The organism is Weeksella sp. HMSC059D05 (assembly GCF_001809725.1).
GTDB classification, from domain to species: Bacteria; Bacteroidota; Bacteroidia; order Flavobacteriales; family Weeksellaceae; genus Weeksella; species Weeksella virosa.
This window is the reverse complement of sequence record NZ_KV798524.1, coordinates 245,849-271,488: the sequence shown is the minus strand read 5'-3', so window position 1 is coordinate 271,488 and position 25,640 is coordinate 245,849. Positions and strand designations below refer to the sequence as shown.

Genomic DNA, 25,640 nt, shown 5'->3' with positions numbered 1-25,640 from the left:
AAAAAAATTTATTCTAAGCTTGCTTTATTGCCTCTAAAATCATATGTGCAGCCAATTTCGAGGTCTGATTATCTCGATCTAAACTCGGATTCACTTCCACCAAATCGAATAAGCGTAATTTACCCGATTTCGAAATCAATTTTACTAAGTATTTTACCTGAAAAGGTGTGAGCCCATTGATGCTTGGCGCACTAACTCCAGGTGCATAAGCTACATCAAAAACATCCATATCTAGAGAAAGATAAACCGCATCTGCCGAGGTTAGTTTCAGTCGAAGATTGCTTAGCATTTGTTCGAAATTAAAATGGATTTCGTCTGCTAAATGGTAATTCACCTTCCAGACTTCGGCGCGTTTGAATAGCGCCATTGTATTCCCGTTTTCTTGCACACCCAAAACAGAATAATCGAAGATGCGATTTTCTTCTTCACAAAATTGGTGCATCTCGTAAAAAGGCGTACCCGAAGATGTTTTGGGGCTTGGGCTACGTAAATCGAAATGTGCATCGATATTGATAATCGCAATATTCTGATAGTGCTTGGCAAGTGCCAAATAATTTCCTAGAGATGTTTCGTGTCCGCCACCGATTACAATTGGTAGTTGATTTTTGGATAGAATTTCACCCACTTTATCTATTTGCAATAAACGCGCTCTTTCTAAATCACCCTCTATACAAAGAACGTTTCCGGCATCGGCAATTGATTTTTCGATAGGGTTAAAATGCACGGGTAAATTTGCCAAAGCTTTCCTGATTTCGTTCGGAGCTTCCGCAGTGCCTTCTCGACCCTTATTTCGTTTCACTCCTTCATCCGAACCAAAACCCAATAAGACTTGTTTATAAGCTTCTGCTTCTTGGTATTCTTGTATAATTTGGTGCATTCGGATGCCATCTAAACCATCTTCTTCATCTTTCCGGCCTTGCCAGATTGTAGGATCGAATTTTTGTAGTTCTTTCATTTATAAAACTTAGGGAGTGAAATATTATAACGTACTGTTAGCATCCGAACCAGGACAATAACAGCACCCGAAATTACGAAATTTATATTACGGTTGCAACCAAAAGAATCGAGTACTAAATATAGGACACCACCCAAAATACATGCTGTTGCATAGATTTCTTTCATGAAAATTATTGGCGTTCTACTGATAAGTGCATCACGCAAAACGCCTCCCATTACTGCGGTAAACATCCCCATCAGGACCGATATAAAATTATTGGCACCGAAACTTTGTGCTTTTTCTAATCCTACAATGGTAAAAAGTGCAATTCCAATTGTATCAAAAAGCAATAGCGTTGTTCGCAAACGCGACAGTACATTGGTAAAAAGAGCGGTGAGAATAATACCCACAAAAACCGCATAGATCAGGTTCATGTCTTCCATCCAGACCAACGGATGGCTATCAAGAAATAAATCTCTTAGCGTTCCACCACCGATTGCAGTAATAAAAGCAATAAAAGTAATCCCAAACCAATCGTGTTTTTGTCTTTCATCTCCGGCCAAAGCTCCTGAAATTGCAAACACTACGGTTCCAAAAAGTTCGAATAAATATTGTATGGTCATTAAAGTTTTACTATATTTTCTATTTCTGCATCATTTTTGCAAATATAAAAATATTGAAGTATTAATAGTTTTGAAACAGTTTACAATTGCCTTTTATAATGTTGAGAATTTTTATGCTCGACAATTACATACTACCGACGAAGAATCGTTTATAGTGGGCAATAAACAAAAATGGAATACAAGTCGGTACGCAAAAAAGCTTGACCAAGTTTGCACAACGCTTCATCATCTTGGGAGACAAGAAACCGGAAGTTCTCCTACGTTTATTGGTTTGGCCGAAGTAGAAAACGCATTAGTTTTAGAAGATATTGTATCTCATCCACAGCTTTTTTCGGATGGGTATGATTATATTTTCTACGATTCGCTCGATGAACGAAATATCAATGTAGCATTGTTATACAAAAAAGATGAAACTACAATACTAGACTCTAAACCAATTCGCGTTGTTTTTCGTAATACACTAGGAATCCGGTCGTATACCCGAGATGTTTTGTGGGTGAAAGCAAAGCATTGTGATGAAATTTTGCATCTATATGTTCTACACTTACCCTCTAGAAGAGGAGGATTGCTCAATCAACACAAAAGATCAAATATCCTACAAGTCCTGAAAAATGAGTTGGATATTTTGTACGCAAAAGAGCACGAGCCCAATATCGTAATGATGGGAGATTTTAATGATACACCGAATAACTCTCAACTGATTAACATCTTGTCTACGAAAGCAAATTTACAAGATGTTCGGTCGAATGATTTATTCAATCCTTTTGTGAAAATGATGAATTACGACACGGGTACAATAGTGTACAAGAAACAACGTTTAATCTTTGACCAAATGTTATTTTCAAAAAATTTCATAAAAAAAGATTCTTTTTTTCATTGGAAAAAATCACAAATTTTCAACCCTAACAAATTTATTTTCAACAATATAAACACCTCAACACAACCACAAAACACTTTCAGAGGTAAAAATTATTTCGGAGGTCCGAGTGATCATTTTCCAATTATTAGCATTATTAATTATAACTTTGCGTTACGAGACAATTCGTAAACGAAAGAAGTTTCTGGGTAGTATTTCGAGATAAAACTCTATAAATCAACGCTCTATAATAAATCGAAGATTAGTTTCGAAATTGTTTCGCAATAACTTAATAAATTAAAACCACATTCGATCAAGTTTTGGTTGGATGAAAAACAGATAAAAAAGATTATTAAGCAAAGCAATAAAATGACTGTTAAAGATTATTTAGATTCAACCTATTTGAAAACACCCGAACAAGCCGGAATTTCGAACTCAGAAACGTTGAACAAAGTACACGAAGTCACCCAAGAAGCTATAGACAATGGTTTTTATGCGGTAATGATTCGGCCCGATTATGTTCGATCGGTACGCGAGTTGTTAGATGCACATGCCTCTAATGTGCGACTCGGGACGGTCATCGATTTCCCAGAAGGAACTGCAGAGGTTGATGAAAAATTACGTGAAGCACAAAAAGCCATAGCCGATGGAGCAGATGAATTGGATTTTGTGATCAACTATACCGCCTACAAAAAAGGCGATGTAGAAAAAGTGAGCGAAGAAATAGAATCTTGCACACGTGTTGCTTTACGAGAAGGAAAAATTATCAAATGGATTATCGAAACTGCTGCTCTTACCGATCAAGAAATTGTTCGTATTACTCAGTTGATTAGAAATATTGTTATCGAAAAAATTGGTGAAGACCAAGCAGACCGTGTGTTTGTGAAATCATCTACAGGTTTTTTCGAAACCCCAAATGGTGAACCCAATGGAGCTAATGAACATGTGATAAAGCTTATGTTAGATAATGCCGGTCCACTTCTTGTAAAAGCTTCGGGTGGTGTTCGCTCGTACGAAGAAACAAAAAAGATGATCGACTTGGGTGTAAAGCGTATCGGGACGTCTTCTGCACTTGCTATTGTAAAAGGTTTAACGAGCAAAGAAGATTATTAATCTACTATTCGTAATTATTGATAAATAGAATCAACATAAAAAAGTGTATCCCAGAGCGGTACACTTTTTTTTACTTGTCTTTAGGTTCTATTGTTGAGGAGCATCCACAACCTTTACTGCATTGTTTTTTTCCTTTTATTGCGTCTTTTATCATTTTTACAATATACCAAACGGCAATCATAAAAACAATAGCTATAAAACCATATTGTACATAGATATTCGACATGGCATTTTTCTATTATAAATTATTTCAATAGCTGATAGGCAATCAATGCCAAGATGTATGCAATACTTGTCATAAGCCCAGCTTGAAACAGGGTCCATTTCCAAGAGCCGGTTTCTTTCTTCACAATTGCAATTGTACTCATACACTGCATTGCAAAAGCATAAAACAAAAGTAAAGAAGCACCAGAAGCTATATTATAAGCAGGTTTCCCTGTATTGTGATTGATCTCGCTTTTCATTCTTTGCAACAAAGTTATTTTTTGTTCTTCGTCCTCGAAATCTTCGTTCATACTATAAACCATTGCCATTGTACCTACAAAAACTTCGCGTGCTGCAAAAGAAGAAATCAAACCGATTCCCATCTTCCAATCATACCCTAAAGGCCTAATCGCAGGTTCTATAAAGTGTCCCAATTGTCCTAGGATAGAGTGGGTCACCTGAAAGCTTTTTATTTCTCGTTCTAATTCTTCACCGCTTATGGTAGGATGAGCCGCTTGCACTACTTCTTCTGCATGATAGAAGTCTTTTTTGAAGCTGAAATTCGACATTACCCATAAAATAACCGCCATGGATAAAATAATTTTTCCGGCATCGATTACAAAGCCTGAGACACTTTCGTATACGCTTGTGAAAACATTTCTCCAATCGGGCATTTTATAGTTTGGTAATTCGATTGCAAAGAAAGAACGATGGGTTGTTGTAATAATTTTATTAAGGATAAATGAACTTCCTAATGCTCCTACTACTCCTAAAAGATACATTACAAAAAGTGTAATTCCTCGGTAATCGAACCAGCCTATTTTCTCTGCCGGAATCACTAATTCTATTATAATAAGATAAATAGGCAAACGAGCAGAACACGTCATAAACGGTGTTACTAACATCGTAAGTAGTCTTTCTTTTGTGTTTTCTATGTTTCTTGCCGACATCACCGCAGGGACAGCGCATGCAACACCAGAGACCAAAGGCACTACACTTTTCCCACTCAGCCCAAAAGGTTTTAAGAAACGATCTGATAGGTAAACAATTCTACTCATGTAACCGGTTTCTTCCATTATGGCGATCAGAAAGAATAGTAACATGATTTGTGGAATAAAAATCAAGATTCCTCCAATTCCCGCTACGAAACCATGCGCTACCAAATCAGAAAAAGGACCTGTTGGCAAAACATCTGATAACCATGAAATTAGCCAAGCAAACCCTTCATCTATCGTATCCATAATAGGGGTTGCCCAAAAATAAACGGTCTGAAACATCAAAAACATCACCAAGAAAAAGAATAAGTAACCCAATATAGGATGCATTAATATTTTATCTATTTTTTCGGTGGTGGTAAGCGATGTTTGCACATGGTAATTTACAATTTCGTCGAGTGCTTGATCGAGCTCTCGATTTCTTTCTACAATTTCCTTTACTTGCAATCGCTTGTAAATAAAGTTGTTCTCTCTACGAATATCGTCTATTCTATGTTGTTGATCTCGGCTAAGCTCTGGAATATTTTTTTGTGCCAGATAATGCCAAGCCAAATAATCATTTTCGAGCTGAAAAGTTGATTTCACCTCTTCTATTGTTTGTTTTGTTTCTTCTGGTAGAAGAAAATGATGTTTTGCTTTGGCGGGTTGATAATGCAAAGCTTCTTTCAACTCTATCAATCCCTCACCCTCACGTGCATTGGTTGTAATGACTTTTGTATCGAGATAAGCTTCTAGTTTTTCTAAATCGATTTCGGCACCTTTCAAGTTCAACTCATCAATCATATTAATGACAAAAATCGCAGGTACACCTAATTCTCTTACCTGTTGATAAAGGATTATTGACCGTTTCAGGTTAGAAGGTTCTCCTATAACAATTGCCAAGTCAGGATAATCTGGATGATTTTTGTTATTCAGGATATTAAATACAATTTGCTCGTCAAACGAATTGGGATACAAGCTATACGTTCCGGGTAAATCAATCAATCGGAAGGTTTCTCCTTTATACGTTATTTTTCCTTCTCGTTTACTTACCGTTACACCCGGATAATTCCCTACCTTATGTCTTAATTGTGTTAATTGATTGAATAAGGATGTTTTCCCGACATTCGGATTTCCTACAAGTGCTATTTTCTTCATGATGGGTTCCTAGATTTTTTCAATCAATAATGTATGAGCCTCTGCTTTTCTCAGTGCCAACAGCACATTGTTTTTTAATAGTTTTACACTAATAAGACCTCCTAAAGGCGCTTTAGATTTCACTTCGATTATTGCTCCTGGTGTTAAGCCTAATTCTATATATTTTGGCGCTATATCCAAGTTGTCATCAATCTTAATTCTACCTTTATCTCCTACTTTTAAATCTTTGAGTGAAAATTGCATAGTTCAAAATCTTGGTGCAAAGTTACTTATTTTTATTTTTTCTAAATAACCCTAAAATCAAAAACATGATTTTATTTTATAATTCTTGAAATATATTTGGCAAACGAACAAAAACATCTTATATTTGCATCCAATTTTATTAACCAATATTTTTTTAACATGTACGCAATTGTAGAGATAGCAGGGCTTCAATACAAAGTTGAAAAAGACCAACAATTGTTCGTAAACCGCTTGAAAGGTGAAGCAGGTGACGAAGTTACATTCGATCGCGTGTTATTAACCGACAACGGGACTATCGAAGTTGGCGCCCCAGTTATAGACGGAGTTAGCATTACTGCTAAAATCGTTGAGCACGTAAAAGGAGACAAAGTAATCATCTTCAAAAAGAAAAGAAGAAAAGGTTACCAAAAAAGAAACGGACACCGTCAACAATTTACCAAAATAGAAGTAACTGCAATTGGTGGTGCAAAAGCTGCAAAGAAAACAGCGAAAAAAGCAGAAAAAGAAGCTGCTGAATAATTTTAAGTATTAACCCTAAAAAGTAACTAGAAATGGCACATAAGAAAGGAGTCGGTAGTTCGAAAAACGGTCGCGAGTCAGAATCGAAACGTTTAGGTGTTAAGATTTTTGGTGGACAATCAGCAATTGCTGGTAACATTATTGTTCGTCAAAGAGGAACTAAACACCACCCAGGAAACAATGTAGGAATTGGTAAAGATCATACCTTATTTGCACTTGTTGATGGAAAAGTTGTTTTTACTAAAAAACGTGATAACAGATCATATGTTTCTGTTGAACCAGTAAACTAAAAACAAAGTCATAAACAAAAAAACCACTTCTAACGAAGTGGTTTTTTTGTTTATGAATAAAATACGTTATAATAGTTTCATCAATAAATTATTGTTGCATAATTTCCCCAAAAAACTCCGAAATATTTTTCGAAGTTTTTGAAGATTAAAACATTTAGAGGCTTAATATTATCTAGACCATTTTCAAGAAATTTACTTCTTGGGGTGTTAAAGCTCGGTATTGACCTTGTCTTAGTTTAGATTTTGTTAGGCCAGCAAAAGATACGCGATCTAATTTTTCTACCTGATAGCCTAAACTTTCGAATATTCTTCGCACAACTCGATTCCAGCCAATATGCAACTCTAATCCTATTTCATTATGAGGTCGCCCATCGATAAAGCTCACCTCGTCGACTGTAGCCACTCCTTCTGGGATTAGGCGAATTCCCTTACGTATTTCAGCCATATCATGCGAAGAAAGCTTTCTGTCTAATGTCACATGGTACACTTTTTTCACATCATGGCTCGGGTGTGTTAACTTTTTGGTAAGAAAACCATCGTTTGTAAAAAGTAAAACTCCAGTTGTTTGTCTATCTAATCGTCCTACCGGAAAGATTCTTGCTGTAGTTGCACCTTCCATCAAGTCTAGAACCGTCTGACGATTCTTTTCATCTTTCGTCGTAGTGATATAACCTTTTGGTTTATTGAGAATAAAATATACGTTTTTCTCTGCCGAAATTTTCTTTCCATCAAAACGCACTTCGTCTGTCGGCTGCACTTTGTATCCCATTTCGGTTATTACTTTACCGTTTACGGTTACTACGCCTGTCAAAATAAGTTCATCTGCTTCTCGACGAGATGATATACCGGCATTTGCGATATATTTATTGAGACGTATTGTACCGTCATCTTTTGGTGCAGGTTTCAGTTTTTTATTGAAGCGGTCTTTGTTGTACACGTTGTACGCTGGTTTTCCTTTATAATTTTTAGACGTACGATCTTCTGCCGATTTGCGATTATTTCGCGCTTTTGGATTGGTGTTTTGGGGTTTGTTCTTAGACGAACGATTATTTCCTCGTTGATTCATATCTCGTAATTTATTAGGACAGTTTTCCATCCTGCGGACAAACCATCTGCTGCAAATTTACGAGTTTTATTTAGATGAATATAATACTTATGACGCCCGTTACGATAATCGCCTTAAAAAATAAATGCATGGCCTGATAATAGCGGATAGAGTTTATCCTGCCGATCCTGAAAATAAAGCCTAACAGAATAAATATACAGGCATAAAAAAAGTATTGCATACTACCCAAAGAATAGGAAACTACCAAAAAAATTGCTAAACAAATTGCTGATAAAGAAAGAAGTTGTAAAATTGTTTTGGTTCTTTTTTCTCCATAGACTATTGGCAAAGTATTGTATCCATAAATGGCATCTGCTTTTTGCGAACTCAGGTCTTTTAATAAATCGGTTATCATCAACAAAACCGTCAGAAAGCCTGCATGAACAAAGACATTTAAATGATAATTTTCGAAGTATAATAGCAATGCAAAAAATGGGAAAACCCGTAATATGACAGAAAATAGGTTTTTTAGGAATACAATTTTATTGATTCGATGACTGTAAATCCAAACAAGAAACTGATACCCCACAAAAAACAATAAAACTCGCCACGAGACGTAAAATGCAAGCAAAAGAGCTAAGAAATTGAGGAAAATATACAAACGAAGCTTGAAACCTTGCGATACTTTTCGGTTGAGATAAGCCAATAAAGGCCGTTTGATAGCATCTTTCTCTAGATCGTAAAAGTTATTGATGATGTAGCCTGCTGCAGCACTAAGTGTGGATGCAAAAACAATGGCATTGAATATTGGATCGAGGATGATTTCTCTATGCGATTGATTGGGTGCAAAAACAAAAAGGGCTGCCAAATATTGTGCTAATGCCAAAACCATGAGGTTATACACGCGAACTACATTGAGTAAAGCAAAGGTTTTTATTAGAACCTCCTTCATTCGGTAATAGCTAAAATCTATACACAACTTCTGGGTTCAGGTGTTTTAATTGCTCTTCAACGATCGCATAGTCTTCGGTGAAACCCAAAACATAACCACCCCCACCCGATCCACATAATTTGAGGTAATAAGAGTTGGTATCGATTCCTTTTTTCCAAGCATCAACTAATTTGGCAGGAATCATGGGACGGAAATGTTCAAATGCCCAAGATGATAGTTTTTTTAAATTTGCAAAAAGAGGCTTAAACTCTCCTTTCACAAAATCATCAATACACGCATTATTGTAATTAATAAACTCTTCGCGCAAGGTTTTTCTAAATCCTTCATTTTTCAGCTTTTCAAAAAATAACTGAACCATAGGTGCAGTCTCGCCAGGTGCTCCGGAATTGATTAAAAATATTGCCCCTGTTCCTTCTTTCTCTGCTGGTAATCCTACCGTGGAAATGTCGTCTTTGGACTGGATGAGTAAGGGAATTTTCATATAACAAATCAATGGATCAATCCCTGAGCTTGTTCCATGAAAAAAACTTTCCATTTGAGAAAAAAGCTTTTTGAGTTGGGCTATTTTTTCTTTGGTAATTTCTTGCTCGACATCTATTTTTTCGATCGCATATTGATCATAAATTGCAGCTACCAAAGCGCCCGAACTTCCTACGCCGTATCCTTGCGGAATATCTGAATGAAAATACATGCCTGCTTCTACATCAGACATAAATTGTTGGGTACGAAAGTCTTTCGGGAAGTTTTCGTGTAAGTAGGTTGCAAATTTCTTCAAATGTAGATTCGATTCTGAAGAAAATTCGTTTTTATCGAATTTTAATACACCCTTATAATCATTAAAAGGAATCGTTAAACCTTTTGAGTTTTCGATGATTCCGTACTCTCCGAAGAGTAATATTTTCGCGTAAAACAAAGGGCTTTTCATAGGCAATTGAAATTCTATACAAAATTACAAATAATTTCTTTACCATTGTATGCAAAAAGCAATCCAAGATGAATATAGAAGAAGTGCGCAACTATTGTCTTAGCAAACCTTTTGTTACAGAAGACTTCCCTTTTGATAAAAATATTTTGGTTTTTCGTTTAGCAAACAAAATTTTTTGTCTTACTGCTCTGGATGCACTACCTTATCGGATTAATCTGAAGTGTGATCCTAACTATGCGATAGAGTTGCGAGAAGAATTTTCTGCCATTACACCTGGTTTTCATATGAATAAGAAGCACTGGAATACAGTTTGCCCCGAAGAGCTGGACAACGATGCACTGCTTCTTTCTTTGATTGACCATTCGTATAATTGCGTATTGAATGGCTTACCAAAAAAAGTGAGAGTACAATTAAAATAACTACCTTTGCAATTATGTACACGGCCGAATATATACACAAAGATTTTATACCAGGAAAACGTAAACAATCACCGCAAGAACTCTTACGTCTGATGCATGAGCAACGCGTTACGCATCTTCCTATGTTCGAAAATCTACAATTTATCGGCAATCTCTCTGAAGAAGATTTGGTTGACGGTCTAGAGATGGAAAATTTTATTTGTACAGATTATGTTCAAAAATTCATGGTAACCAATGAGCAAACAGTCCTAGATGCTTTACGCATGATGCATCATTACCATACAAACATGGTTCCTGTTTTTGATACAGATGAACGATATTTAGGGGCTATTTTACAAAATGATATAATAGATCTTTTTGCCTCAACACCATTTATCGATGATTTTGGCGCAACGATGCTTTTATCGATTGCAACTACCGATTTATCTATGACTTCTATTGCAAACATTGTCGAGTCGCACAATAGCAAATTACTCGGTTCATTTATTTTACGACAAGTAGAAGATCAAACCAAAATATTGATCAAGGTACAATCAGACAATATTTTATCAATAGGAGAAACCTTCGAGCGATTTGGTTATCAAGTAGTACAGAAGTATTATAATGACGAAAAAACTGAACTTTTGAACGATCGTTACAATCAATTAATCAAATTTATCAATCCATAATTTACCGCATGAAAGTTGCATTATTTGGGCAAAAAACAAGCACTTCTTTACACGACATTATTGATCCTTTTCTAAGTTTCTTAACGAAGCATCAGGTGGAGTTTTGTATCGAAGAAAAATTTAAGCAAATCTTGAGAGAGTACACCAACTTTGATTTGTCGGAGATAGAAACTTTCGACGATTTCGAGACTCTAGATAAAACCTCTAAATTTTTTTTTACATTTGGTGGTGACGGGACAATCCTCAGTGCAATTTCGTACATCAAAGACAGTGGAATTCCTATTGTTGGAGTAAATACCGGCCGCTTAGGATTTTTGGCTACAATCAACAAAAATTATTTTATCGATCAGTTAGAAAACATTTTCAATGATCAATACAAATTGGTTCCGAGAACTTTATTGAGTATTTCTTCTAATAGCGAATTAGATTTAGTCGACAAATTTGCTCTGAATGAAATTACAGTTACCCGACGAGAAACAACCAGTATGATTACGGTAGATTCTTGGTTGGATGGAGAATACCTAAATTCTTTTTGGGCCGATGGTCTCATTATTTCTACCCCAACAGGTTCAACCGGATATTCGTTGAGTTGTGGAGGCCCGATTGTACATCCATCGACCGAAAATTTTATCATAACACCGATTGCACCGCACAACTTAAATGTGCGGCCACTCATTGTAGATGATGAAGCTTGTATAGACCTGAAAGTAAACAGCCGTGCCAATGAATATTTTTTATCGCTGGACTCTCGCAATTTAGCTCTGTCTACCGAGGTAGAAATCCGAGTGAAAAAAGCAAACTTCTATGTCTATATAGTAGAAACGAATGAGATAAATTACTTCAATACACTACGAGAAAAACTTCTGTGGGGATCGGACAAAAGAAATTAATTACAATAATTCTTCTTAATTTTTGTTAAATCAATTAGGTTGAAATCAGTTTTGTTTATATTTGTTCGTTAAATTGAAAAGTATAAGCAGCGACTTATTATATTATGGTCATTATGAAGAACTATTTTCTTGCACTTTTATTATTGGTCAATGCCACGTCGTTGCTAGCACAGCGGCACGAATTAGGAGGTTTTCTAGGAGGTGCAAACCTCATCTCCGACATAGGAAGTGAGAGTTATGTAAACCCAATCCCGAATCGCTTAGAAAGCGGGAAAATAAACATTCCTTATATTGCAGGGCTTATTTATCGATTCAATTTTAATCCCTATATGGGCGTACGATTAGGCTTTTATCATTCTCAGGTAAATAATCATGATCAAAACTCTAATCAATTATACAAAAGAAACCGAAAAAAATTTTTCAAAAACAACATAACAGAAGGATCGTTGTTGTTCGAATATAATTTTTTTCCGATCAATGATGAGGGAAATGCACATTCTCCTTTTATCTTTGCCGGGATTGCTGGTTTTATGTCTCGTGAAAGAGAAGTATTTTTTAGAGAAACCGACATAAAGGACAGTCAAGGAAACGTAGTCGATCCAAGAGGAATTGATGTTCGCAAAAAATCTGCTGCCAACTTTTCACTTCCGATAGGTGTCGGGTATAAAATAAAATTTAATTACAATTGGGTTCTTGCTGCCGAGGTTGGTTTCCGCTATACAAACAGCGATAAGTTAGATTATAGTGAATACACATTTAACCGTAATTTGTATGATCAGAATGGTAATTTGAGAGAAGAAGTAGATGCCACAAAATATTTAGATTACCAACGAATTGGCAACATCTCTAACACCGATTGGTATGTTTTCTCGGGGTTAAGCCTTACGTATGCGTTCGGAAGACCACCATGTTACTGTGATTAATAAAAAAATGGAGAGCAAAATAGATCAAATAGACCGAAAGCGAGTTCCGCAACACATTGCCATTATAATGGATGGGAATGGTCGTTGGGCAAAAAAAACAGGACACGAAAGAACTTTCGGACATAAAAATGCCTTGAAAGCAGTACGGGCGGCAATAGAAGCTTGCCGTGAACTGGGCATCCCTTACCTTACGCTTTATGCATTTTCCTCTGAGAATTGGAATCGTCCTAAACTAGAAGTTAGTTTATTGATGACTCTCTTAGCCCAAACTATCCAGAAAGAAATCAAAGAACTACACCAAAACAATGTTCGTCTCAACGTCATTGGAAATGTAGAACGCTTACCCCAAGCTACCTTAAAAGAATTGAAAAAAGGTCTCGAACTCACCCAAAACAACACTGGTTCTACCCTAACTTTGGCTTTGAGTTACGGATCGAAAGAAGAAATATTATCAGCAACCAAATCAATCGCTCAATCCTATAAAAACGGAGAAATTAGCCTAGAAGAAATTGACGAACAATTATTCGAACAACATCTTTATACGCGCCATTTACCTATGGTCGATCTAATGATAAGAACAAGTGGCGAAGAACGAATAAGTAATTTCTTACTATGGCAGATAGCCTATGCCGAACTGTATTTTACCGATACACTTTGGCCCGACTTTACCCATGAGAATTTGTACGAAGCAGTGCTCAACTATCAAGGGAGAGAAAGAAGATTTGGCAAAACAAGTGAACAATTAATCTAGTTTTCTAGAAGTACAGAAGTATGAGAAAAATAACATGGTCTATGTGGATGTTAGGAGCTTACCTAACTGTAGTAAATGCACAAGTAAACGACAGTATTCCTACTGCAGTAGAACAAACTACCGTTACACCACAGGATTTTAGTAATTTAAATAATGTCCGCACGTTCATCCTAAAAGATGTACAGTTGACAGGCGACACAAAATTTTCTAAAAATCAAATCTTGCGTTTTGCGGGATTTTCTTTGGGAGATGAAATAGAAATTCCAGGAACCAAAATAAACAATGCCGTAAAAAAACTATGGCGTTCTAAAATGTTCTCTGACATCAATGTCTATGTAAGTTCTGTTCAAGGAAACGAAGTAATTTTAGAACTCAACTTACTCGGTTTACCCGAATTAGAGGCAATTAATATAAGCGGTATAAAGAAGTCACAACGCGATGAGGTTATCAAAAAAAACAAACTCGATCCTGGTGTAAAAATTACCAATAACCTATTAAATCAGACCCGAAACAACATCAAAGAATATTACGTACAAAAAGGATTTCCAGAACCTGTCATTACGATCAACCGCATCAAAACAGACGGAGACAAAGAAAATCTTGATATAAAAGTAGATCGAGGGCCACGCGTGAAAATCAAAGACATTGTTTTCGAAGGCAATCATGAACTTTCGGACGCAAAATTACGTAAAGCAATGAAGGATACGAAGCGTAAATCGATCAACTTCTTCAAACCCTCTAAATTGATTGATGAAAAATATCAAGATGACCTGAAAAAAGTGGTAGAGAAATACAAATCTGTTGGTTTTCGCGACGCAAAAATTATTTCTGATCGTATCGAGAAAATTTCTGACGATAGAGTGATAATTCACATCAAGGTAGACGAAGGAAAGCCTTATTATTTGGGGAACATCACTTTTGCCGGGAACTCTGTTTTTACTTCCGAACAATTGGCTCGAGTATTTTCTTACAAAACAGGCGATCGATATGATGCAGTTGGTATCAACAAAAAAGTAACTGGATCTGAAAAAGATGATGATATCAAAACCCTATACATGGACGATGGTTATCTCTTTGCCAGTGTAATACCGATAGAAAAAAATATCCAAGATGACGTCATCGATCTAGAGATAAAAATCAATGAAGGAACACAAGCAACCATCAACCGAGTAACAATTTCGGGAAATACAGAAGCACACGATCATATTCTGTACCGAGAGCTACGTACACAACCAGGAGATTTGTTCTCTAAGTCGAATATCAAACGTACTATGTACGAGTTAGCCGCTACAAGTTATTTAGAGCCAACGCAAATTGTACCAGATGTACAACCAAATTTCGAGAACAACACGGTCGATATCAATTGGAAAGTAGCACCAAAATCTTCGTCTCAAGTAGAGTTACAAGGAGGATACGGTGGAGGAACCTTTATCGGAACTTTAGGTTTGACTTTCGGGAATTTTTCTATCGGAAATATTTTCAATCGAAAGGCATGGAAACCTGTTCCTTTAGGAGACGGCCAACAATTATCGATACGTGCACAAGCCGGTTATGGTTACCAAAACTATAGTTTTTCGTTTGTAGAACCATGGATCGGAGGAAAACGTCCTACATCCCTTTCTACCTCGTTCTATTATTCACGCTACAACTATCGTGACAACCATAATGAGCGTATAAAACTAAACATTATAGGAGGAAGTGTTGGTATGAGTAAATTACTCACTTGGCCTGATGATTATTTCCGTCTAAGCCACTCCATATCATTCCAACAGTATGACTATGAAAACTACAACCTATTTACTGCGGGAAATATTAACTACTCGAATGGAAAATCGAACAATATAAATTATACCATTGGACTCTCGCGTAATTCAGCAGGTCCGAACCAGATTTTCCCACAAGGAGGATCAGACTTTAGCGTCAATGCAACCATGACTTTCCCTTACTCTTTGGTAAACAACAAAGATTATAAAAAACTAAGCCCGCAAGAAAAAATCGAATGGTTAGAGTATTACAAAATCAAAGTGAAAGGAAACTGGTACAAAGAACTAATCGGCAAATTAGTTGGACGTTTGGGAGCAGAGTTTGGATATTTAGGATCGTATAACCACGACATTGGGACCATTCCGTTCGAGCGTTTCTATATCGGAGGAACCGGACTGATGCAACAACGCTTCGATGGTCGAGAAATCATTCCATTACGCGGGTACGAAGATTCTACCAATTCAGGAGGACGTGTAAATGAAGACATTACACCAGAAGGAGGTGGAGCCATTTATAACAAATTCCTATTCGAGTTGCGCTACCCAATCACAATGAGTCAAACTGCCAACATTTTTGCCTTGGCTTTTGCCGAAGCTGGTAACACATGGGAAAATGCTCGCGAGTACAAACCATTCGAACTACGCCGTTCTGCTGGTATAGGTGTACGCGTTTTTATGCCTGCTTTTGGTATGCTCGGATTCGATTTTGGGTATGGATTCGACAAAGCTATAGGCGCCATCGAACCATCGGGTTGGCAAACACATTTTATTATTGGACAATCTTTTTAATTTTATTATTTTCGCACAAAGAAAAAACCAATTGTTTGGCATAGTTTTCGAAATAACAAAACACATATTATGAAAAAGTGGATTTTTTTATTGCTGATATTTCTCGGGCTTACCAAGGAAAGCTTTGCACAACGCTTTTGCTATGTCGACACAGAATTTATATTGAATAATTTCCCTGCCTATACCAATGCACAAACCAATCTTCAGAGACAAACCGACGCATGGCAGAAGGAAATCGAACTAAAGAAGGAAGCCGTAGCAAAGCTTCAGGCAGAATTCGAAGCAGAAAAAATTCTATTGACCGACGAACAAGTGAAAGCCGAACAAAAGAAAATAGATGATGAGCTCGCAGCTATTCGTTCTTTGCAAGACAAACGTTATGGCCCTACAGGAGATTTGATCAACTTGCGTAAAAGTTTGGTAAAACCAATCCAGGATCAGATTTACAACGCAACCAAACAAGTCGCAGACCGATTAAATTATAGCTTTGTTTTTGATAAAGGAAGTGATTTGATTATGATCTACACTGACCCTAAATTCGATATCAGTAGAGAAGTTCTGAAAATTTTGGTGCCAGAAGTCTACAATGTAAAAACACAACAAAACACAACAACTAACCCAAAAAATAATAACAACAACCGTTCAGGAAAAAGAAGATAGAAAAAAATATAAACCCGAAAAAGCATTATACGTTTAATACATTTAATTTATGAATATGAAAAACTTGAAATTTATCGCTCTATTAACCATGTTTGTTTTTGGTAGCATCCTAACCTTTGCTCAAGACATTGCGCATATCGATTTTAATAAAGTTTACGATGCAATGCCAGAATATAAAAAAGCAAATGATGACTATGAAGCTTTAGGTAAAAAACACCAAGGCGAAATAGAAAAAATCGAAGTTTCTTATAAAGCTTTAATGGAACAAGCACAAAAAGATTTGCAAGGAAAATCTCAAGAAGAAGTACAAAAAATCATCATTGAGAAAAAATACCAAGAGCAAGAACAAGCAATCCAACAAAAATTGCAAACTTACCGTGAAGCTGCACAAAAAGAAATGTTAGAAAAAGAAAAATCTTTGTTCGAGCCAATTTACAACAAAGTAAAAATGGCAATCGATGCAGTAGCGAAAAGAAAAAACATCAAATATGTTTTACCAGAAAACATGGCAATCTACACAGGTGGTGGATACGACTTGTTTAATGACGTGAAAACAGAATTGAAAATAAAATAAAAAAATAAACCTTACATTTGAGCCACTAATTTAGTGGCTTTTTTTATTTATGAATGCAACAGAAACCTACCTCAAAGGTTGTTTCATAATCGAACCAACCGTTTACCAAGATAAAAGAGGATATTTTTTCGAATCGTTTAATGAAAATATACTAAATGAAATTCTTGGTTTTCGTCCTCATTTTGTACAAGACAACCAATCGCAGTCGACCTATGGAGTAGTCCGTGGACTTCATCTACAACAAGGAGAACATGCACAAGCAAAACTCGTTCGTGTTCTCGAAGGCAAAGTACTGGACGTCGTGGTCGATGTACGCAAGAATTCTACCACCTATGGGAAAAGTTTTAGCATAGAACTTTCGTCCGAAAACAATCGACAACTATTTATACCAAAAGGTTTCTTGCATGGGTTTTCTGTTTTGAGTGAGCGTGCAACGTTCTTTTATAAATGCGATCAATTCTATCATAAAGACTCAGAAAATGGAGTGTATCCTCTCGACATAGATTTGGGTATTGACTGGCAAATACCAACAGAAGACATGATTCTATCTGAAAAAGACCAAGCAGCACAACGTTTTCTTGACTTTAACAATCATCATCATCTATGAAAAAGATTTTAGTAACTGGAGCAAACGGACAACTAGCACAAGCCATAGAAAGTATAGAAAAATCGACCAAGAAAATTCAATTTATTTTCAAGACCGCCAATGAGTTAGACATCACTAATCGTACAAATCTTTTGCATCATTTTGATAAAAATATATACAATGGTGTTATCAATACAGCCGCCTATACTGCGGTAGATTTAGCAGAAAGTGAAGAAAAAAAGGCCTATGCTGTAAATGCTCTTGGTGTAGAAAATCTTGCCAGAGTTACCAAAAGACAAAATATTCCCCTCCTCCATCTATCAACCGATTATGTTTTTTCGGGTAACGATAATCATCCGCAAAAAGAAGATGACCCATGTGACCCACAAAATATTTATGGTAAAACAAAATTAGCAGGAGAGCAATTAGCTTTGCAAACGAACCCAAAAACCATCATCATTAGAACTGCATGGTTGTATTCTAGATTCGGAAATAATTTCGTCAAAACAATGCTGCGTTTATTCGAACAGAAAAAAGAAATCAATGTAATCAATGACCAAATCGGCTCGCCAACCAATGCAATAGACTTGGCAAAAGCCCTAGTGCAAATAATCGAAAGTGATGTGCCACAATATGGTGTTTTTCATTATTCTAACGAAGGTGAATGTTCTTGGTATGATTTTGCTCAAGCCATAAAAAAATACACCAATTCATCAATAGAAATTCATCCCATTGCAACCAAGGATTATCCTACGGCAGCTAAAAGGCCAGCCTTTAGTTTATTGGATAAAACAAAAATTAAACAAGTTTATGGTTTGAAAATCCCAAAATGGGAAGATAGTTTACGTTCCGAAATTAATGAAATGTATTGATTTCCCTTAACCACTATTCATAAAAAAAAGCTCTATTTTTTGAGCTTTTTTATGGATTGTATTCTTTATAATTTGACTTAAAAATTTACCTGGTCGTGGATATAATTACCTTTTTCACAAAATTGCTTCAGCTCATTTTTTATAAATTCGTGTACTTCTTTGGCAATATCATCAGGATAAAGCAAATGGATATTTGCACCAGCATCTAGGGTAAAAAACAGAGGATTGCCAGTTTTTTTTCTGTAAGCCCAAATCGAATCAATTGCTGCAACAGTTTGAGGTTTCATCAGCATAAAAGCAGGATCAGATGTCATCATCATCGCATGCAAAGTTAGTGCCTCGTGCTCGACCATCTTACCAAAAGCAAATACATCTCCATTTTTGAGAATTGGCAAGAGTTTTTCGAGATTTTTATTGGCCTCTATGAATCTTTTTTCTGCGTATGGATGCCTATCCATCAACTGATGCCCTACTGTAGAAGATACTGATTTTTCTCCTTCATGGATCAACAAAATCGTATCGTGAAAATGTATAAAAACCGAGTGAATCTGCTGGTTGGGATATTTTATAGCATAAAGATTAGAGCTATTGGGCAAGGCCTTATTTTCTCCCCAAACAACCAATCCTTTATAAGTAGACCGACAAGCACTCCCAGAGCCTAAACGTGCCAAAAAAGAGGCTTTTCTATGGGCTTGCTCTTCATTGAGAGAACTACCTAGAAGTTTCTCCATTTTTATTAAACAATTGGCCATAGCACTCATACCGGATGCCGAAGAGGCGATACCCGAGCTATGGGGAAATGAATTGTGCGTATGTACTTCGAATCTGAATCTTCGTAAGAAAGGCATGTATGCCTCTATGCGCTCGAAAAACTGAATGATTTTTGGTGCGAAATTGGTCTGTAAATTTTTGTCTAAAAACACTTTCACATCAAAATCGTTACCTGATTTTGGTTCAAATTTCAGTTCTGTTTCGGTATAACTATTGGTTAGTGTATAACTGATGGATGCATTGGTCGGAATCTGATTCTCCCTTTTTCCCCAATATTTTATCAATGCGATATTCGATGGACTTTTAGACTTTACGCTTCCGGCAGAGAAAACAATGTTCGCAGGAAGCTCTGAAATGAATTGCTGTTCCATAGGTTGCAAAAATACTATTTTAGTTTTTGATATTGATCGAAATGATATGCAATTGCATTTTCTACCGAAATAAAATTATACGAAAGCTTCTCTTTTACTTTATTATTGTCGTATACACTCATTTGTGTGATTGCCTCTAATGTACCTTTGTCTAGCCAAGGCAATCCTATCCAGCGTCCTATTTTTGATAAATAATGAACGGTATATAAAAAAGAGGTTGGGATTTTTTTTATTCTTTTACCATAATAGCCGGCTACTTGCCCCAAAACCAATTGATAGGCTGTATTTTCGCTATTAATCAAGAAGCGTTCTTCATATGCTTTTTCTTTTCGTAAACGTATAATAATTTCTACAACATCACGAACATCAACAAAACCAGTTCCACCAGCAGGTGCAAATCGATTGCTCCAACTTTTCTGAAAGAGACGTTCGCTTTCTCTTTTTCCATCCAAACTACCTATAATAATCGAAGGATTAACGATAATGGTTCTAAGGCCCTCTTGAGATCCACGCCAAACTTCCATTTCTGCTCTGAATTTTGTTAGTGCATAAGGGCTATGTTTTTTACTTTGGTTGAAGTAAGAATCTTCGTCTATTTTTTTGGTAATAGGGTTTCTGTCGTCCATGGTTGCAATAGAACTTAGATAGATAAATTCTTCGACTTTTGCTTCTATCGCTGCATTGACCAAGTTTGTTGTTACTTCTACATTGCTTTCCCAGAGTTGTTTTTTCTTTTTCGGGTCGAAACTGACCATTGCTGCGGCATGAAAAATCGTGGTTACGCCTTGCAACAATTCTGGCAGAGAAGAGATATCGGATAGATCGCCTACTCTCCATTCTATTTTTTGCCAACGATCTATTGCCTTATTTTGAATAAAAAAGCGTTCGACTATAGAAATATCCGAATTTACCCGCCGAAAAGCAATAATTTTTTCATATTCACTTGTCAAACGCAATAGCAGATTGCATCCGACCAAACCAGTTCCTCCCGTTATAAAAATCATCAAACAAAAATAACAAAATTTTCCTTTAACATTTTTTTATAAAATTTTTATTATGTTTACGGTCTGTTAAATTTAAATTAAACCATGAAGAAAAAAATTGTAAAATTAAGTTTACTCCTTTTTCTAGGATTTGGGACATATGCATTTGGACAGACACAGGGTCGTGTAGAAGATGACAATGGCCTGCCAGAAGATGATGTTGAAGTGCGTATCAAAGGAACAAATACCGTAACGTATACGGATGAAAATGGTAACTTTGAGATTGATGCGAAAATAGGAGACACTCTAATCATTAACAATCAAGAGTTCTTGGTAACCTCTACAACCTTAGGAAACCTTAAATTAAAATCAAGCTCTTCTACTATAGACTTGGAAGAGTTGGTAGTAGTTGCTTATGGGGTAGAAAAGAAAGAAAATGTTGTCGGCTCTAACTCTGTTATAAAGCAAGAGCAAATAGAAAACCGTGTAATATCCAACGTAGCCAAAGTATTAGAAGGTTCTTCTCCTGGCGTTCAGGTTTCTACAGGGTCTGGGCAACCAGGTAGTGGATTGAGCGTAAGAATTAGAGGAAATTCATCTTACAATTTATCCAACAGCCCTTTATATGTTGTTGACGGTGCAATTTATACGGGAAGTATTTCCGACCTTAACCCTAATGATATCGAATCGATAAACATTCTTAAGGATGCCGCTTCTACTTCTCTATACGGAGCCTCTGCTGCAAACGGCGTGGTAATGATTACAACCAAAAAAGGAAGAAAAGGAAAGGGTTCTTTTAACTTTAGTGCTTACTCTGGTGTTGTGAGTCGTGGAATAAAAGAATATGAAAGAATTGGTAGTAAAGAGTACTACGTATTAGCTTGGGAAGCAATGCGAAACGGTTATCTACAAACCAATCCTAATGCTACTGTAGAACAAGCGAATGCCTATGCATCTGGAGCACTAATCAAAGATAACCTGAAAAACAACATTTATAATGTAGATGATAGCCAATTAGTTGTAGATGGCATTTTTAATCCAGGCGCAAGCTTACTCTACAATGACTTCGATTGGAATAAATACCTCAACAAAACAGGTCAAGTAAATAGATACGATCTTAACTACGGTGCTTCTACAGAAAATTCTAACTTCTATGCCTCTATTGGATACAATAATGAGGGAGGATATGTTATTAAATCTGATTTTGAACGTTATACAGCACGTGCATCTGCTGATAGTCAGGTAACTGATTGGTTGAAGCTAGGAGTAAACCTTAGTGGATCGAAAGTTAAAAGTAAATTGGCTAATGATAGTGGAGGCACCTCATACATTAATCCGTTCTTCTTTACACGTTCTATAGGTCCTATTTATTCTCCTTTTTACTATGACAAAACAGGTAAACAGGTGTATGATGATGACGGCAACTTAGTATATGATGGTATAATTAGCCGTGGACGTGGATCAGAAGCTCACAGCGGACGTAACGTTATACAAGAAACTCTATTAAATGATGTTTTGTTCACTGCAGAATCTATCAATTCTAGATTCTTCACAGAACTAAAGCTAGCCAAAGGCTTAACATTTACAGGTAATGCTACCTACGATTATCGAAACGAAAATAACAGACAATATACAAATAAAGTTATTGGCGACGCTGCAGGTACAGGAGCTTTATCAAATGAATTATACAAATATACAGGTACTACAATAAACCAAATACTTAACTATAATAAATCATTCGACAATCACAACTTCAATATTCTTGTAGGGCATGAATCGTATGAATATGGATACGAATATCAATACCATCGTAAGATAAAGGAAAAAGTTTCGAACAATTATGAGTTTTCGAACTTTGTTTTGACCACGACCCAAACAGGGTATAGCAACAAGATAAGAAAAGAGTCATGGTTCAGTCGATTAAACTATGATTTCAATAGCAAATACTTAGTTTCATTATCGGTAAGAAATGATAAATCTTCACGATTTTCAAAAGACAATAACTCTGGAACATTTTGGTCAGCAGGAGCTGGATGGAATATTCATAGAGAAGACTTTTTGTCTCACAACTCAAGCGTTAGTCAATTAAAGCTTCGCTCTTCGTACGGGCAAGTTGGTAATGACGGAGGAAACGGATCTGCACCTGGATGGCAAGCTGATCGCAACCTATATTCACTAAGCTATGATAATGCAGAAGAACCAGGTATCTATATTACACAACAAGGAAATCCTGATCTAACATGGGAATCTAACAATCAGTTTGATGTTGCCTTAGAGTTCGGATTCTTCCAGAATCGTATTTCGGGAGTTGTAGAATATTTCGACAGAAGAACAGAAGACATGATATTCCGAGTACCAACTCCAGGCTCTGCGGGTGTTCCTAATAATGGTATTTACAAAAACGTAGGAACAATGAAAAATAGTGGATGGGAGTTTGGGCTAAACTTAGGGTTAATAAAAAATGAAAGCTTCGAGTGGAACCTGAATCTAGCTGCAACCCTATATGATACTGAAATGATAAAAATGCCAGAAGGTCAAGAAGAAATTATCAGCAATGCTCAACGACTAGCAAAAGGACACTCTCCGTACGATTTCTGGCTTCGTCAATGGTATGGTGTAGACCCTACAGATGGAGCACCTTTATATATTCAAGATCCTAAAATAAATGCCAATGCCGATACACGCACAATGGCAGATGGCACTGTTGTTACAACAAACCACAACAACGCACTATATGATTACTCTGGAACAGCAATACCAGATGTTGGAGGATATTTTAGTACAGAATTCAAATACAATGGCTTTTATCTAAATGCACTATTTACCTATCAAATTGGTGGGAAGATATATGATTCTAACTATGCATCACTTATGGGATCCTATGCAGAAGGTAAAGCAATGCATGTTGATATGCTAAATGCTTGGAAAAAACCAGGTGATATTACAAATGTACCAATTGTAAGTACACAGAACACTTCGGCAGCAGGAGCTGTTTCAAGCAGATGGTTAGTAGATGCGGATTATTTAGCTTTGAAGAATGCACAATTTGGGTACACCTTTAAGCAAGATGATATCAAAAATTTAGGCATAACTGCATTGAAAGTTTTTGTTAGTGGAGAAAACCTATTCTCGGCAACTAAGAGGAAAGGTCTAGAACCTGCTCAATCTTTTAACGGACATACTTCTTATCGTTACACACCATCTAGGATAGTAGCTTTAGGACTAAATGTTTCATTCTAAAAAAATAAAAAATCATGAAAAAAATAAAAATCCTTACATCAACTTTATTAGGTCTAAGCTTACTATTGAGTAGCTGTTCAGATGACTATTTGGATACCGAGCCAACCTCGTCTGTTAGTGAACAAGCAGCAATGTCAACTGCAGACAACTTGATGGCAGCAATAAACGGAATGCATAGAAATATGTATACGAGACAAAACAGAAGTCAAGGACAAAACGGGTACACCGCTCAATTAATCTTTTCTGATGTAATGGGAGATGATGTTATCTTCCCTTCTACAGGAAACGGATGGTTTGTTTCTGCTATACGTTGGTTACACACCAACAACGAATCTGCTAGCGATATTTCCTATCCATGGCTATTTTGGTATTCGATGGCAAGAAATGCCAATACAATTATCACTTATGGTGAAAAGGCCTCAGGAGACCTAGAGTTGAAAGAAAACGCAATAGGGCAAGCTTATGCCTACCGCGCATTTAGCTATTTTCAACTTGTACAAATATATGGCAAGCGCTATGTTGCAGGCGAAGCAAATGCAAACCCTGGAATAGTTGTACGTCTCGACCCAACCGATATCGGACCAAAAGCAAGAGCTACCGTTGCTGAAGTCTATGAGCAAATATGGAAAGATCTAGACAAAGCAGAAGAACTTTTAGAAGGTAAAGACCAAGCAAACGTCTCGCATTTTAGCGTTAACAATGTTAGAGGTCTAAAAGCTCGTGTGGCACTCGTGCAACAAAACTATGCCAAGGCCGCAGAATACGCAGCACTTGCAAGAACACCATTCAAACTGATGTCTCGCGAAGAATATATGGAAGGTTTCAATAATTACAATAACCCAGAGTGGATGTGGGGAATAAAAATAGTAAGTGACCAAACAGACTATTTTGGGAATTTCCACGCATATATGTCGAGAAATTACAGTTCTACACAAATACGACTAGCACCGAAAGTAATGAATGTTAACCTATACAATGCATTCCCGAACTCAGACGTACGTAAAGAATTGGTTGACCCTACGGGCGAACATGCTTCATTAAAACTACCTCGCAACTTTTCGAGACACCCGTACACTTCACAAAAGTTCTTAGCCCAATCTTTTTCGATTTCATTAGGAGATGTTCCATTTATGAGAGCTGCAGAAATGTACCTAATAGAAGCAGAAGCTAAATATAAATTAGGTAACGAAGACGGTTCTAAACTAATCCTTAAACAGCTTATACAAGCAAGAGATAACGAATTTAGCGACTTCACCAAAACAGGAGAAGAATACTATGAAGAAATATTGCTCAATAGACGTATAGAGCTTTGGGGAGAAGGTTTTAGATTTTTCGACCTCAAACGTTTAGGTTTACCTCTCAATAGAAAAGATGCAAACCAAAACACCACAGTTATCAACAATCTATACACGATTGAGCCGAATGATCCACGTTGGCAATGGTTAATTCCGAGGCAAGAAATTAACTCTAACCCTTTGATCGAACAAAACCCAACTCAATAATAGTGTATTAATATTTAATCAGAGACTGTCTTCATAGAC

The 25,640-nt window shown here is 36.5% G+C and carries 26 protein-coding genes; 16 read left to right on the top strand and 10 right to left on the bottom strand.

All coding sequences use genetic code 11. The annotated features are described in order from the left end of the window. Positions 1-13: 13 nt before the first annotated feature. Together hutG and HMPREF2660_RS03880 are read right to left on the bottom strand one after the other, a co-directional pair. Complete coding sequence (gene hutG / locus HMPREF2660_RS03885) at positions 14-955, bottom strand: formimidoylglutamase (RefSeq protein ID WP_070485674.1); 942 nt, start codon at positions 953-955, stop codon at positions 14-16. After that, entirely contained in the window at positions 952-1,560 is a 609-nt protein-coding gene (locus tag HMPREF2660_RS03880; protein ID WP_070485672.1) for a trimeric intracellular cation channel family protein, read from the bottom strand. The genes hutG and HMPREF2660_RS03880 overlap by 4 nt, the downstream gene beginning before the upstream one ends. Positions 1,561-1,630: 70 nt before the next feature. Between HMPREF2660_RS03880 and HMPREF2660_RS03875 the strand changes: the two genes are divergently transcribed. Beyond that, positions 1,631-2,608 carry an endonuclease/exonuclease/phosphatase family protein gene (locus HMPREF2660_RS03875; protein ID WP_013598221.1) on the top strand — a complete coding sequence of 326 codons (978 nt, stop codon included), beginning with the start codon at positions 1,631-1,633 and terminating at the stop codon, positions 2,606-2,608. Between the two features lie 177 nt (positions 2,609-2,785). After that, positions 2,786-3,529: a deoxyribose-phosphate aldolase gene (gene deoC, locus HMPREF2660_RS03870; RefSeq protein WP_013598220.1), complete on the top strand. Its 744-nt coding sequence runs from the start codon at positions 2,786-2,788 to the stop codon at positions 3,527-3,529. A 70-nt stretch (positions 3,530-3,599) separates the two neighbouring features. On the opposite strand, the gene HMPREF2660_RS10755 is transcribed toward deoC, so the two are convergent. Genes HMPREF2660_RS10755 through HMPREF2660_RS03860 form a run of 3 tightly spaced genes read right to left on the bottom strand, consistent with a single transcriptional unit; the run spans position 3,600 to position 6,108 of the window. Further along, complete coding sequence (locus HMPREF2660_RS10755; RefSeq protein WP_013598219.1) at positions 3,600-3,755, bottom strand: FeoB-associated Cys-rich membrane protein; 156 nt, start codon at positions 3,753-3,755, stop codon at positions 3,600-3,602. 19 nt (positions 3,756-3,774) lie between these two features. Further along, positions 3,775-5,865, bottom strand: coding sequence for a ferrous iron transport protein B (gene feoB, locus HMPREF2660_RS03865; RefSeq protein WP_070485670.1), 2,091 nt, complete (start codon positions 5,863-5,865; stop codon positions 3,775-3,777). A gap of 9 nt (positions 5,866-5,874) precedes the next feature. Then, positions 5,875-6,108, bottom strand: coding sequence for a FeoA family protein (locus HMPREF2660_RS03860; protein WP_013598217.1), 234 nt, complete (start codon positions 6,106-6,108; stop codon positions 5,875-5,877). A gap of 159 nt (positions 6,109-6,267) precedes the next feature. Here HMPREF2660_RS03860 and rplU point away from each other — a divergent pair, with 159 nt between their 5' ends. Further along, positions 6,268-6,627, top strand: coding sequence for a 50S ribosomal protein L21 (rplU, locus tag HMPREF2660_RS03855; protein ID WP_041942100.1), 360 nt, complete (start codon positions 6,268-6,270; stop codon positions 6,625-6,627). Positions 6,628-6,659: 32 nt separating this feature from the next. Then, complete coding sequence (rpmA, locus tag HMPREF2660_RS03850; RefSeq protein WP_013598215.1) at positions 6,660-6,917, top strand: 50S ribosomal protein L27; 258 nt, start codon at positions 6,660-6,662, stop codon at positions 6,915-6,917. Positions 6,918-7,089: 172 nt separating this feature from the next. On the opposite strand, the gene HMPREF2660_RS03845 is transcribed toward rpmA, so the two are convergent. The 3 genes from HMPREF2660_RS03845 to HMPREF2660_RS03835 all read right to left on the bottom strand — a co-directional run bounded on the left by HMPREF2660_RS03845 (position 7,090) and on the right by HMPREF2660_RS03835 (position 9,839). Next, on the bottom strand, positions 7,090-7,983 hold the full coding sequence (locus tag HMPREF2660_RS03845; RefSeq protein WP_013598214.1) for a pseudouridine synthase: 894 nt from the start codon (positions 7,981-7,983) through the stop codon (positions 7,090-7,092). Between the two features lie 70 nt (positions 7,984-8,053). Beyond that, complete coding sequence (locus HMPREF2660_RS03840; protein ID WP_070485669.1) at positions 8,054-8,914, bottom strand: geranylgeranylglycerol-phosphate geranylgeranyltransferase; 861 nt, start codon at positions 8,912-8,914, stop codon at positions 8,054-8,056. A 10-nt stretch (positions 8,915-8,924) separates the two neighbouring features. Beyond that, on the bottom strand, positions 8,925-9,839 hold the full coding sequence (locus HMPREF2660_RS03835; protein ID WP_070485667.1) for a mevalonate kinase family protein: 915 nt from the start codon (positions 9,837-9,839) through the stop codon (positions 8,925-8,927). 68 nt (positions 9,840-9,907) lie between these two features. Between HMPREF2660_RS03835 and HMPREF2660_RS03830 the strand changes: the two genes are divergently transcribed. The 10 genes from HMPREF2660_RS03830 to rfbD all read left to right on the top strand — a co-directional run bounded on the left by HMPREF2660_RS03830 (position 9,908) and on the right by rfbD (position 18,734). Continuing rightward, positions 9,908-10,258, top strand: coding sequence for an MmcQ/YjbR family DNA-binding protein (locus tag HMPREF2660_RS03830; protein ID WP_013598211.1), 351 nt, complete (start codon positions 9,908-9,910; stop codon positions 10,256-10,258). 14 nt (positions 10,259-10,272) lie between these two features. After that, complete coding sequence (locus HMPREF2660_RS03825) at positions 10,273-10,926, top strand: CBS domain-containing protein (protein WP_070485665.1); 654 nt, start codon at positions 10,273-10,275, stop codon at positions 10,924-10,926. Between the two features lie 8 nt (positions 10,927-10,934). Beyond that, positions 10,935-11,816: an NAD kinase gene (locus tag HMPREF2660_RS03820; protein WP_070485663.1), complete on the top strand. Its 882-nt coding sequence runs from the start codon at positions 10,935-10,937 to the stop codon at positions 11,814-11,816. 113 nt (positions 11,817-11,929) lie between these two features. Next, on the top strand, positions 11,930-12,739 hold the full coding sequence (locus tag HMPREF2660_RS03815; RefSeq protein ID WP_070485661.1) for a type IX secretion system protein PorG: 810 nt from the start codon (positions 11,930-11,932) through the stop codon (positions 12,737-12,739). A gap of 7 nt (positions 12,740-12,746) precedes the next feature. Further along, positions 12,747-13,490, top strand: a complete 744-nt coding sequence (locus tag HMPREF2660_RS03810; RefSeq protein ID WP_041942296.1) for an isoprenyl transferase — start codon at positions 12,747-12,749, stop codon at positions 13,488-13,490. Positions 13,491-13,510: 20 nt separating this feature from the next. Beyond that, a complete protein-coding gene (gene bamA, locus HMPREF2660_RS03805) occupies positions 13,511-16,042 on the top strand; it encodes an outer membrane protein assembly factor BamA (RefSeq protein WP_232013422.1) in 2,532 nt (843 codons plus the stop codon). Positions 16,043-16,111: 69 nt separating this feature from the next. Continuing rightward, positions 16,112-16,702, top strand: a complete 591-nt coding sequence (locus tag HMPREF2660_RS03800; protein WP_013598205.1) for an OmpH/Skp family outer membrane protein — start codon at positions 16,112-16,114, stop codon at positions 16,700-16,702. Between the two features lie 55 nt (positions 16,703-16,757). After that, a complete protein-coding gene (locus tag HMPREF2660_RS03795) occupies positions 16,758-17,276 on the top strand; it encodes an OmpH/Skp family outer membrane protein (protein WP_115041908.1) in 519 nt (172 codons plus the stop codon). A gap of 49 nt (positions 17,277-17,325) precedes the next feature. Beyond that, the gene (gene rfbC / locus HMPREF2660_RS03790) at positions 17,326-17,883 is read left to right on the top strand and encodes a dTDP-4-dehydrorhamnose 3,5-epimerase (protein WP_013598203.1); all 558 of its coding nucleotides are present in this window, start codon (positions 17,326-17,328) and stop codon (positions 17,881-17,883) included. After that, positions 17,880-18,734: a dTDP-4-dehydrorhamnose reductase gene (gene rfbD, locus HMPREF2660_RS03785; RefSeq protein ID WP_013598202.1), complete on the top strand. Its 855-nt coding sequence runs from the start codon at positions 17,880-17,882 to the stop codon at positions 18,732-18,734. The genes rfbC and rfbD overlap by 4 nt, the downstream gene beginning before the upstream one ends. A gap of 77 nt (positions 18,735-18,811) precedes the next feature. Here rfbD and HMPREF2660_RS03780 read toward each other — a convergent pair whose 3' ends face one another. Together HMPREF2660_RS03780 and HMPREF2660_RS03775 are read right to left on the bottom strand one after the other, a co-directional pair. Next, positions 18,812-19,876 (bottom strand): diphosphomevalonate decarboxylase, encoded by a 1,065-nt coding sequence (locus HMPREF2660_RS03780; RefSeq protein WP_013598201.1) that lies wholly within the window; start codon positions 19,874-19,876, stop codon positions 18,812-18,814. A 14-nt stretch (positions 19,877-19,890) separates the two neighbouring features. After that, positions 19,891-20,880, bottom strand: a complete 990-nt coding sequence (locus tag HMPREF2660_RS03775; protein WP_070485659.1) for an NAD-dependent epimerase/dehydratase family protein — start codon at positions 20,878-20,880, stop codon at positions 19,891-19,893. Positions 20,881-20,964: 84 nt separating this feature from the next. Here HMPREF2660_RS03775 and HMPREF2660_RS03770 point away from each other — a divergent pair, with 84 nt between their 5' ends. Both HMPREF2660_RS03770 and HMPREF2660_RS03765 read left to right on the top strand, forming a co-directional pair. Further along, positions 20,965-24,099, top strand: a complete 3,135-nt coding sequence (locus HMPREF2660_RS03770; protein ID WP_083299054.1) for a SusC/RagA family TonB-linked outer membrane protein — start codon at positions 20,965-20,967, stop codon at positions 24,097-24,099. A gap of 14 nt (positions 24,100-24,113) precedes the next feature. After that, on the top strand, positions 24,114-25,601 hold the full coding sequence (locus HMPREF2660_RS03765; protein ID WP_013598198.1) for a RagB/SusD family nutrient uptake outer membrane protein: 1,488 nt from the start codon (positions 24,114-24,116) through the stop codon (positions 25,599-25,601). The last annotated feature ends 39 nt before the right edge of the window (positions 25,602-25,640 follow it).

Excerpts from the sequence above, each read along its gene's own strand:
- HMPREF2660_RS03775 (WP_070485659.1), bottom strand. The coding sequence starts at position 20,880 with ATGATTTTTATAACGGGAGGAACTGGTTTGGTCGGATGCAATCTGCTA.
- rplU (WP_041942100.1), top strand. The coding sequence starts at position 6,268 with ATGTACGCAATTGTAGAGATAGCAGGGCTTCAATACAAAGTTGAAAAA.
- HMPREF2660_RS03820 (WP_070485663.1), top strand. The coding sequence starts at position 10,935 with ATGAAAGTTGCATTATTTGGGCAAAAAACAAGCACTTCTTTACACGAC.
- HMPREF2660_RS03810 (WP_041942296.1), top strand. The coding sequence starts at position 12,747 with ATGGAGAGCAAAATAGATCAAATAGACCGAAAGCGAGTTCCGCAACAC.
- hutG (WP_070485674.1), bottom strand. The coding sequence starts at position 955 with ATGAAAGAACTACAAAAATTCGATCCTACAATCTGGCAAGGCCGGAAA.
- HMPREF2660_RS03860 (WP_013598217.1), bottom strand. The coding sequence starts at position 6,108 with ATGCAATTTTCACTCAAAGATTTAAAAGTAGGAGATAAAGGTAGAATT.
- rfbD (WP_013598202.1), top strand. The coding sequence starts at position 17,880 with ATGAAAAAGATTTTAGTAACTGGAGCAAACGGACAACTAGCACAAGCC.
- HMPREF2660_RS03835 (WP_070485667.1), bottom strand. The coding sequence starts at position 9,839 with ATGAAAAGCCCTTTGTTTTACGCGAAAATATTACTCTTCGGAGAGTAC.
- HMPREF2660_RS03840 (WP_070485669.1), bottom strand. The coding sequence starts at position 8,914 with ATGAAGGAGGTTCTAATAAAAACCTTTGCTTTACTCAATGTAGTTCGC.
- HMPREF2660_RS03800 (WP_013598205.1), top strand. The coding sequence starts at position 16,112 with ATGAAAAAGTGGATTTTTTTATTGCTGATATTTCTCGGGCTTACCAAG.
- HMPREF2660_RS03880 (WP_070485672.1), bottom strand. The coding sequence starts at position 1,560 with ATGACCATACAATATTTATTCGAACTTTTTGGAACCGTAGTGTTTGCA.
- HMPREF2660_RS03845 (WP_013598214.1), bottom strand. The coding sequence starts at position 7,983 with ATGAATCAACGAGGAAATAATCGTTCGTCTAAGAACAAACCCCAAAAC.
- HMPREF2660_RS03795 (WP_115041908.1), top strand. The coding sequence starts at position 16,758 with ATGAAAAACTTGAAATTTATCGCTCTATTAACCATGTTTGTTTTTGGT.
- HMPREF2660_RS03780 (WP_013598201.1), bottom strand. The coding sequence starts at position 19,876 with ATGGAACAGCAATTCATTTCAGAGCTTCCTGCGAACATTGTTTTCTCT.
- deoC (WP_013598220.1), top strand. The coding sequence starts at position 2,786 with ATGACTGTTAAAGATTATTTAGATTCAACCTATTTGAAAACACCCGAA.
- HMPREF2660_RS03765 (WP_013598198.1), top strand. The coding sequence starts at position 24,114 with ATGAAAAAAATAAAAATCCTTACATCAACTTTATTAGGTCTAAGCTTA.
- rfbC (WP_013598203.1), top strand. The coding sequence starts at position 17,326 with ATGAATGCAACAGAAACCTACCTCAAAGGTTGTTTCATAATCGAACCA.
- HMPREF2660_RS03825 (WP_070485665.1), top strand. The coding sequence starts at position 10,273 with ATGTACACGGCCGAATATATACACAAAGATTTTATACCAGGAAAACGT.
- HMPREF2660_RS10755 (WP_013598219.1), bottom strand. The coding sequence starts at position 3,755 with ATGTCGAATATCTATGTACAATATGGTTTTATAGCTATTGTTTTTATG.
- HMPREF2660_RS03770 (WP_083299054.1), top strand. The coding sequence starts at position 20,965 with ATGAAGAAAAAAATTGTAAAATTAAGTTTACTCCTTTTTCTAGGATTT.
- HMPREF2660_RS03830 (WP_013598211.1), top strand. The coding sequence starts at position 9,908 with ATGAATATAGAAGAAGTGCGCAACTATTGTCTTAGCAAACCTTTTGTT.
- HMPREF2660_RS03815 (WP_070485661.1), top strand. The coding sequence starts at position 11,930 with ATGAAGAACTATTTTCTTGCACTTTTATTATTGGTCAATGCCACGTCG.
- feoB (WP_070485670.1), bottom strand. The coding sequence starts at position 5,865 with ATGAAGAAAATAGCACTTGTAGGAAATCCGAATGTCGGGAAAACATCC.
- rpmA (WP_013598215.1), top strand. The coding sequence starts at position 6,660 with ATGGCACATAAGAAAGGAGTCGGTAGTTCGAAAAACGGTCGCGAGTCA.
- bamA (WP_232013422.1), top strand. The coding sequence starts at position 13,511 with ATGAGAAAAATAACATGGTCTATGTGGATGTTAGGAGCTTACCTAACT.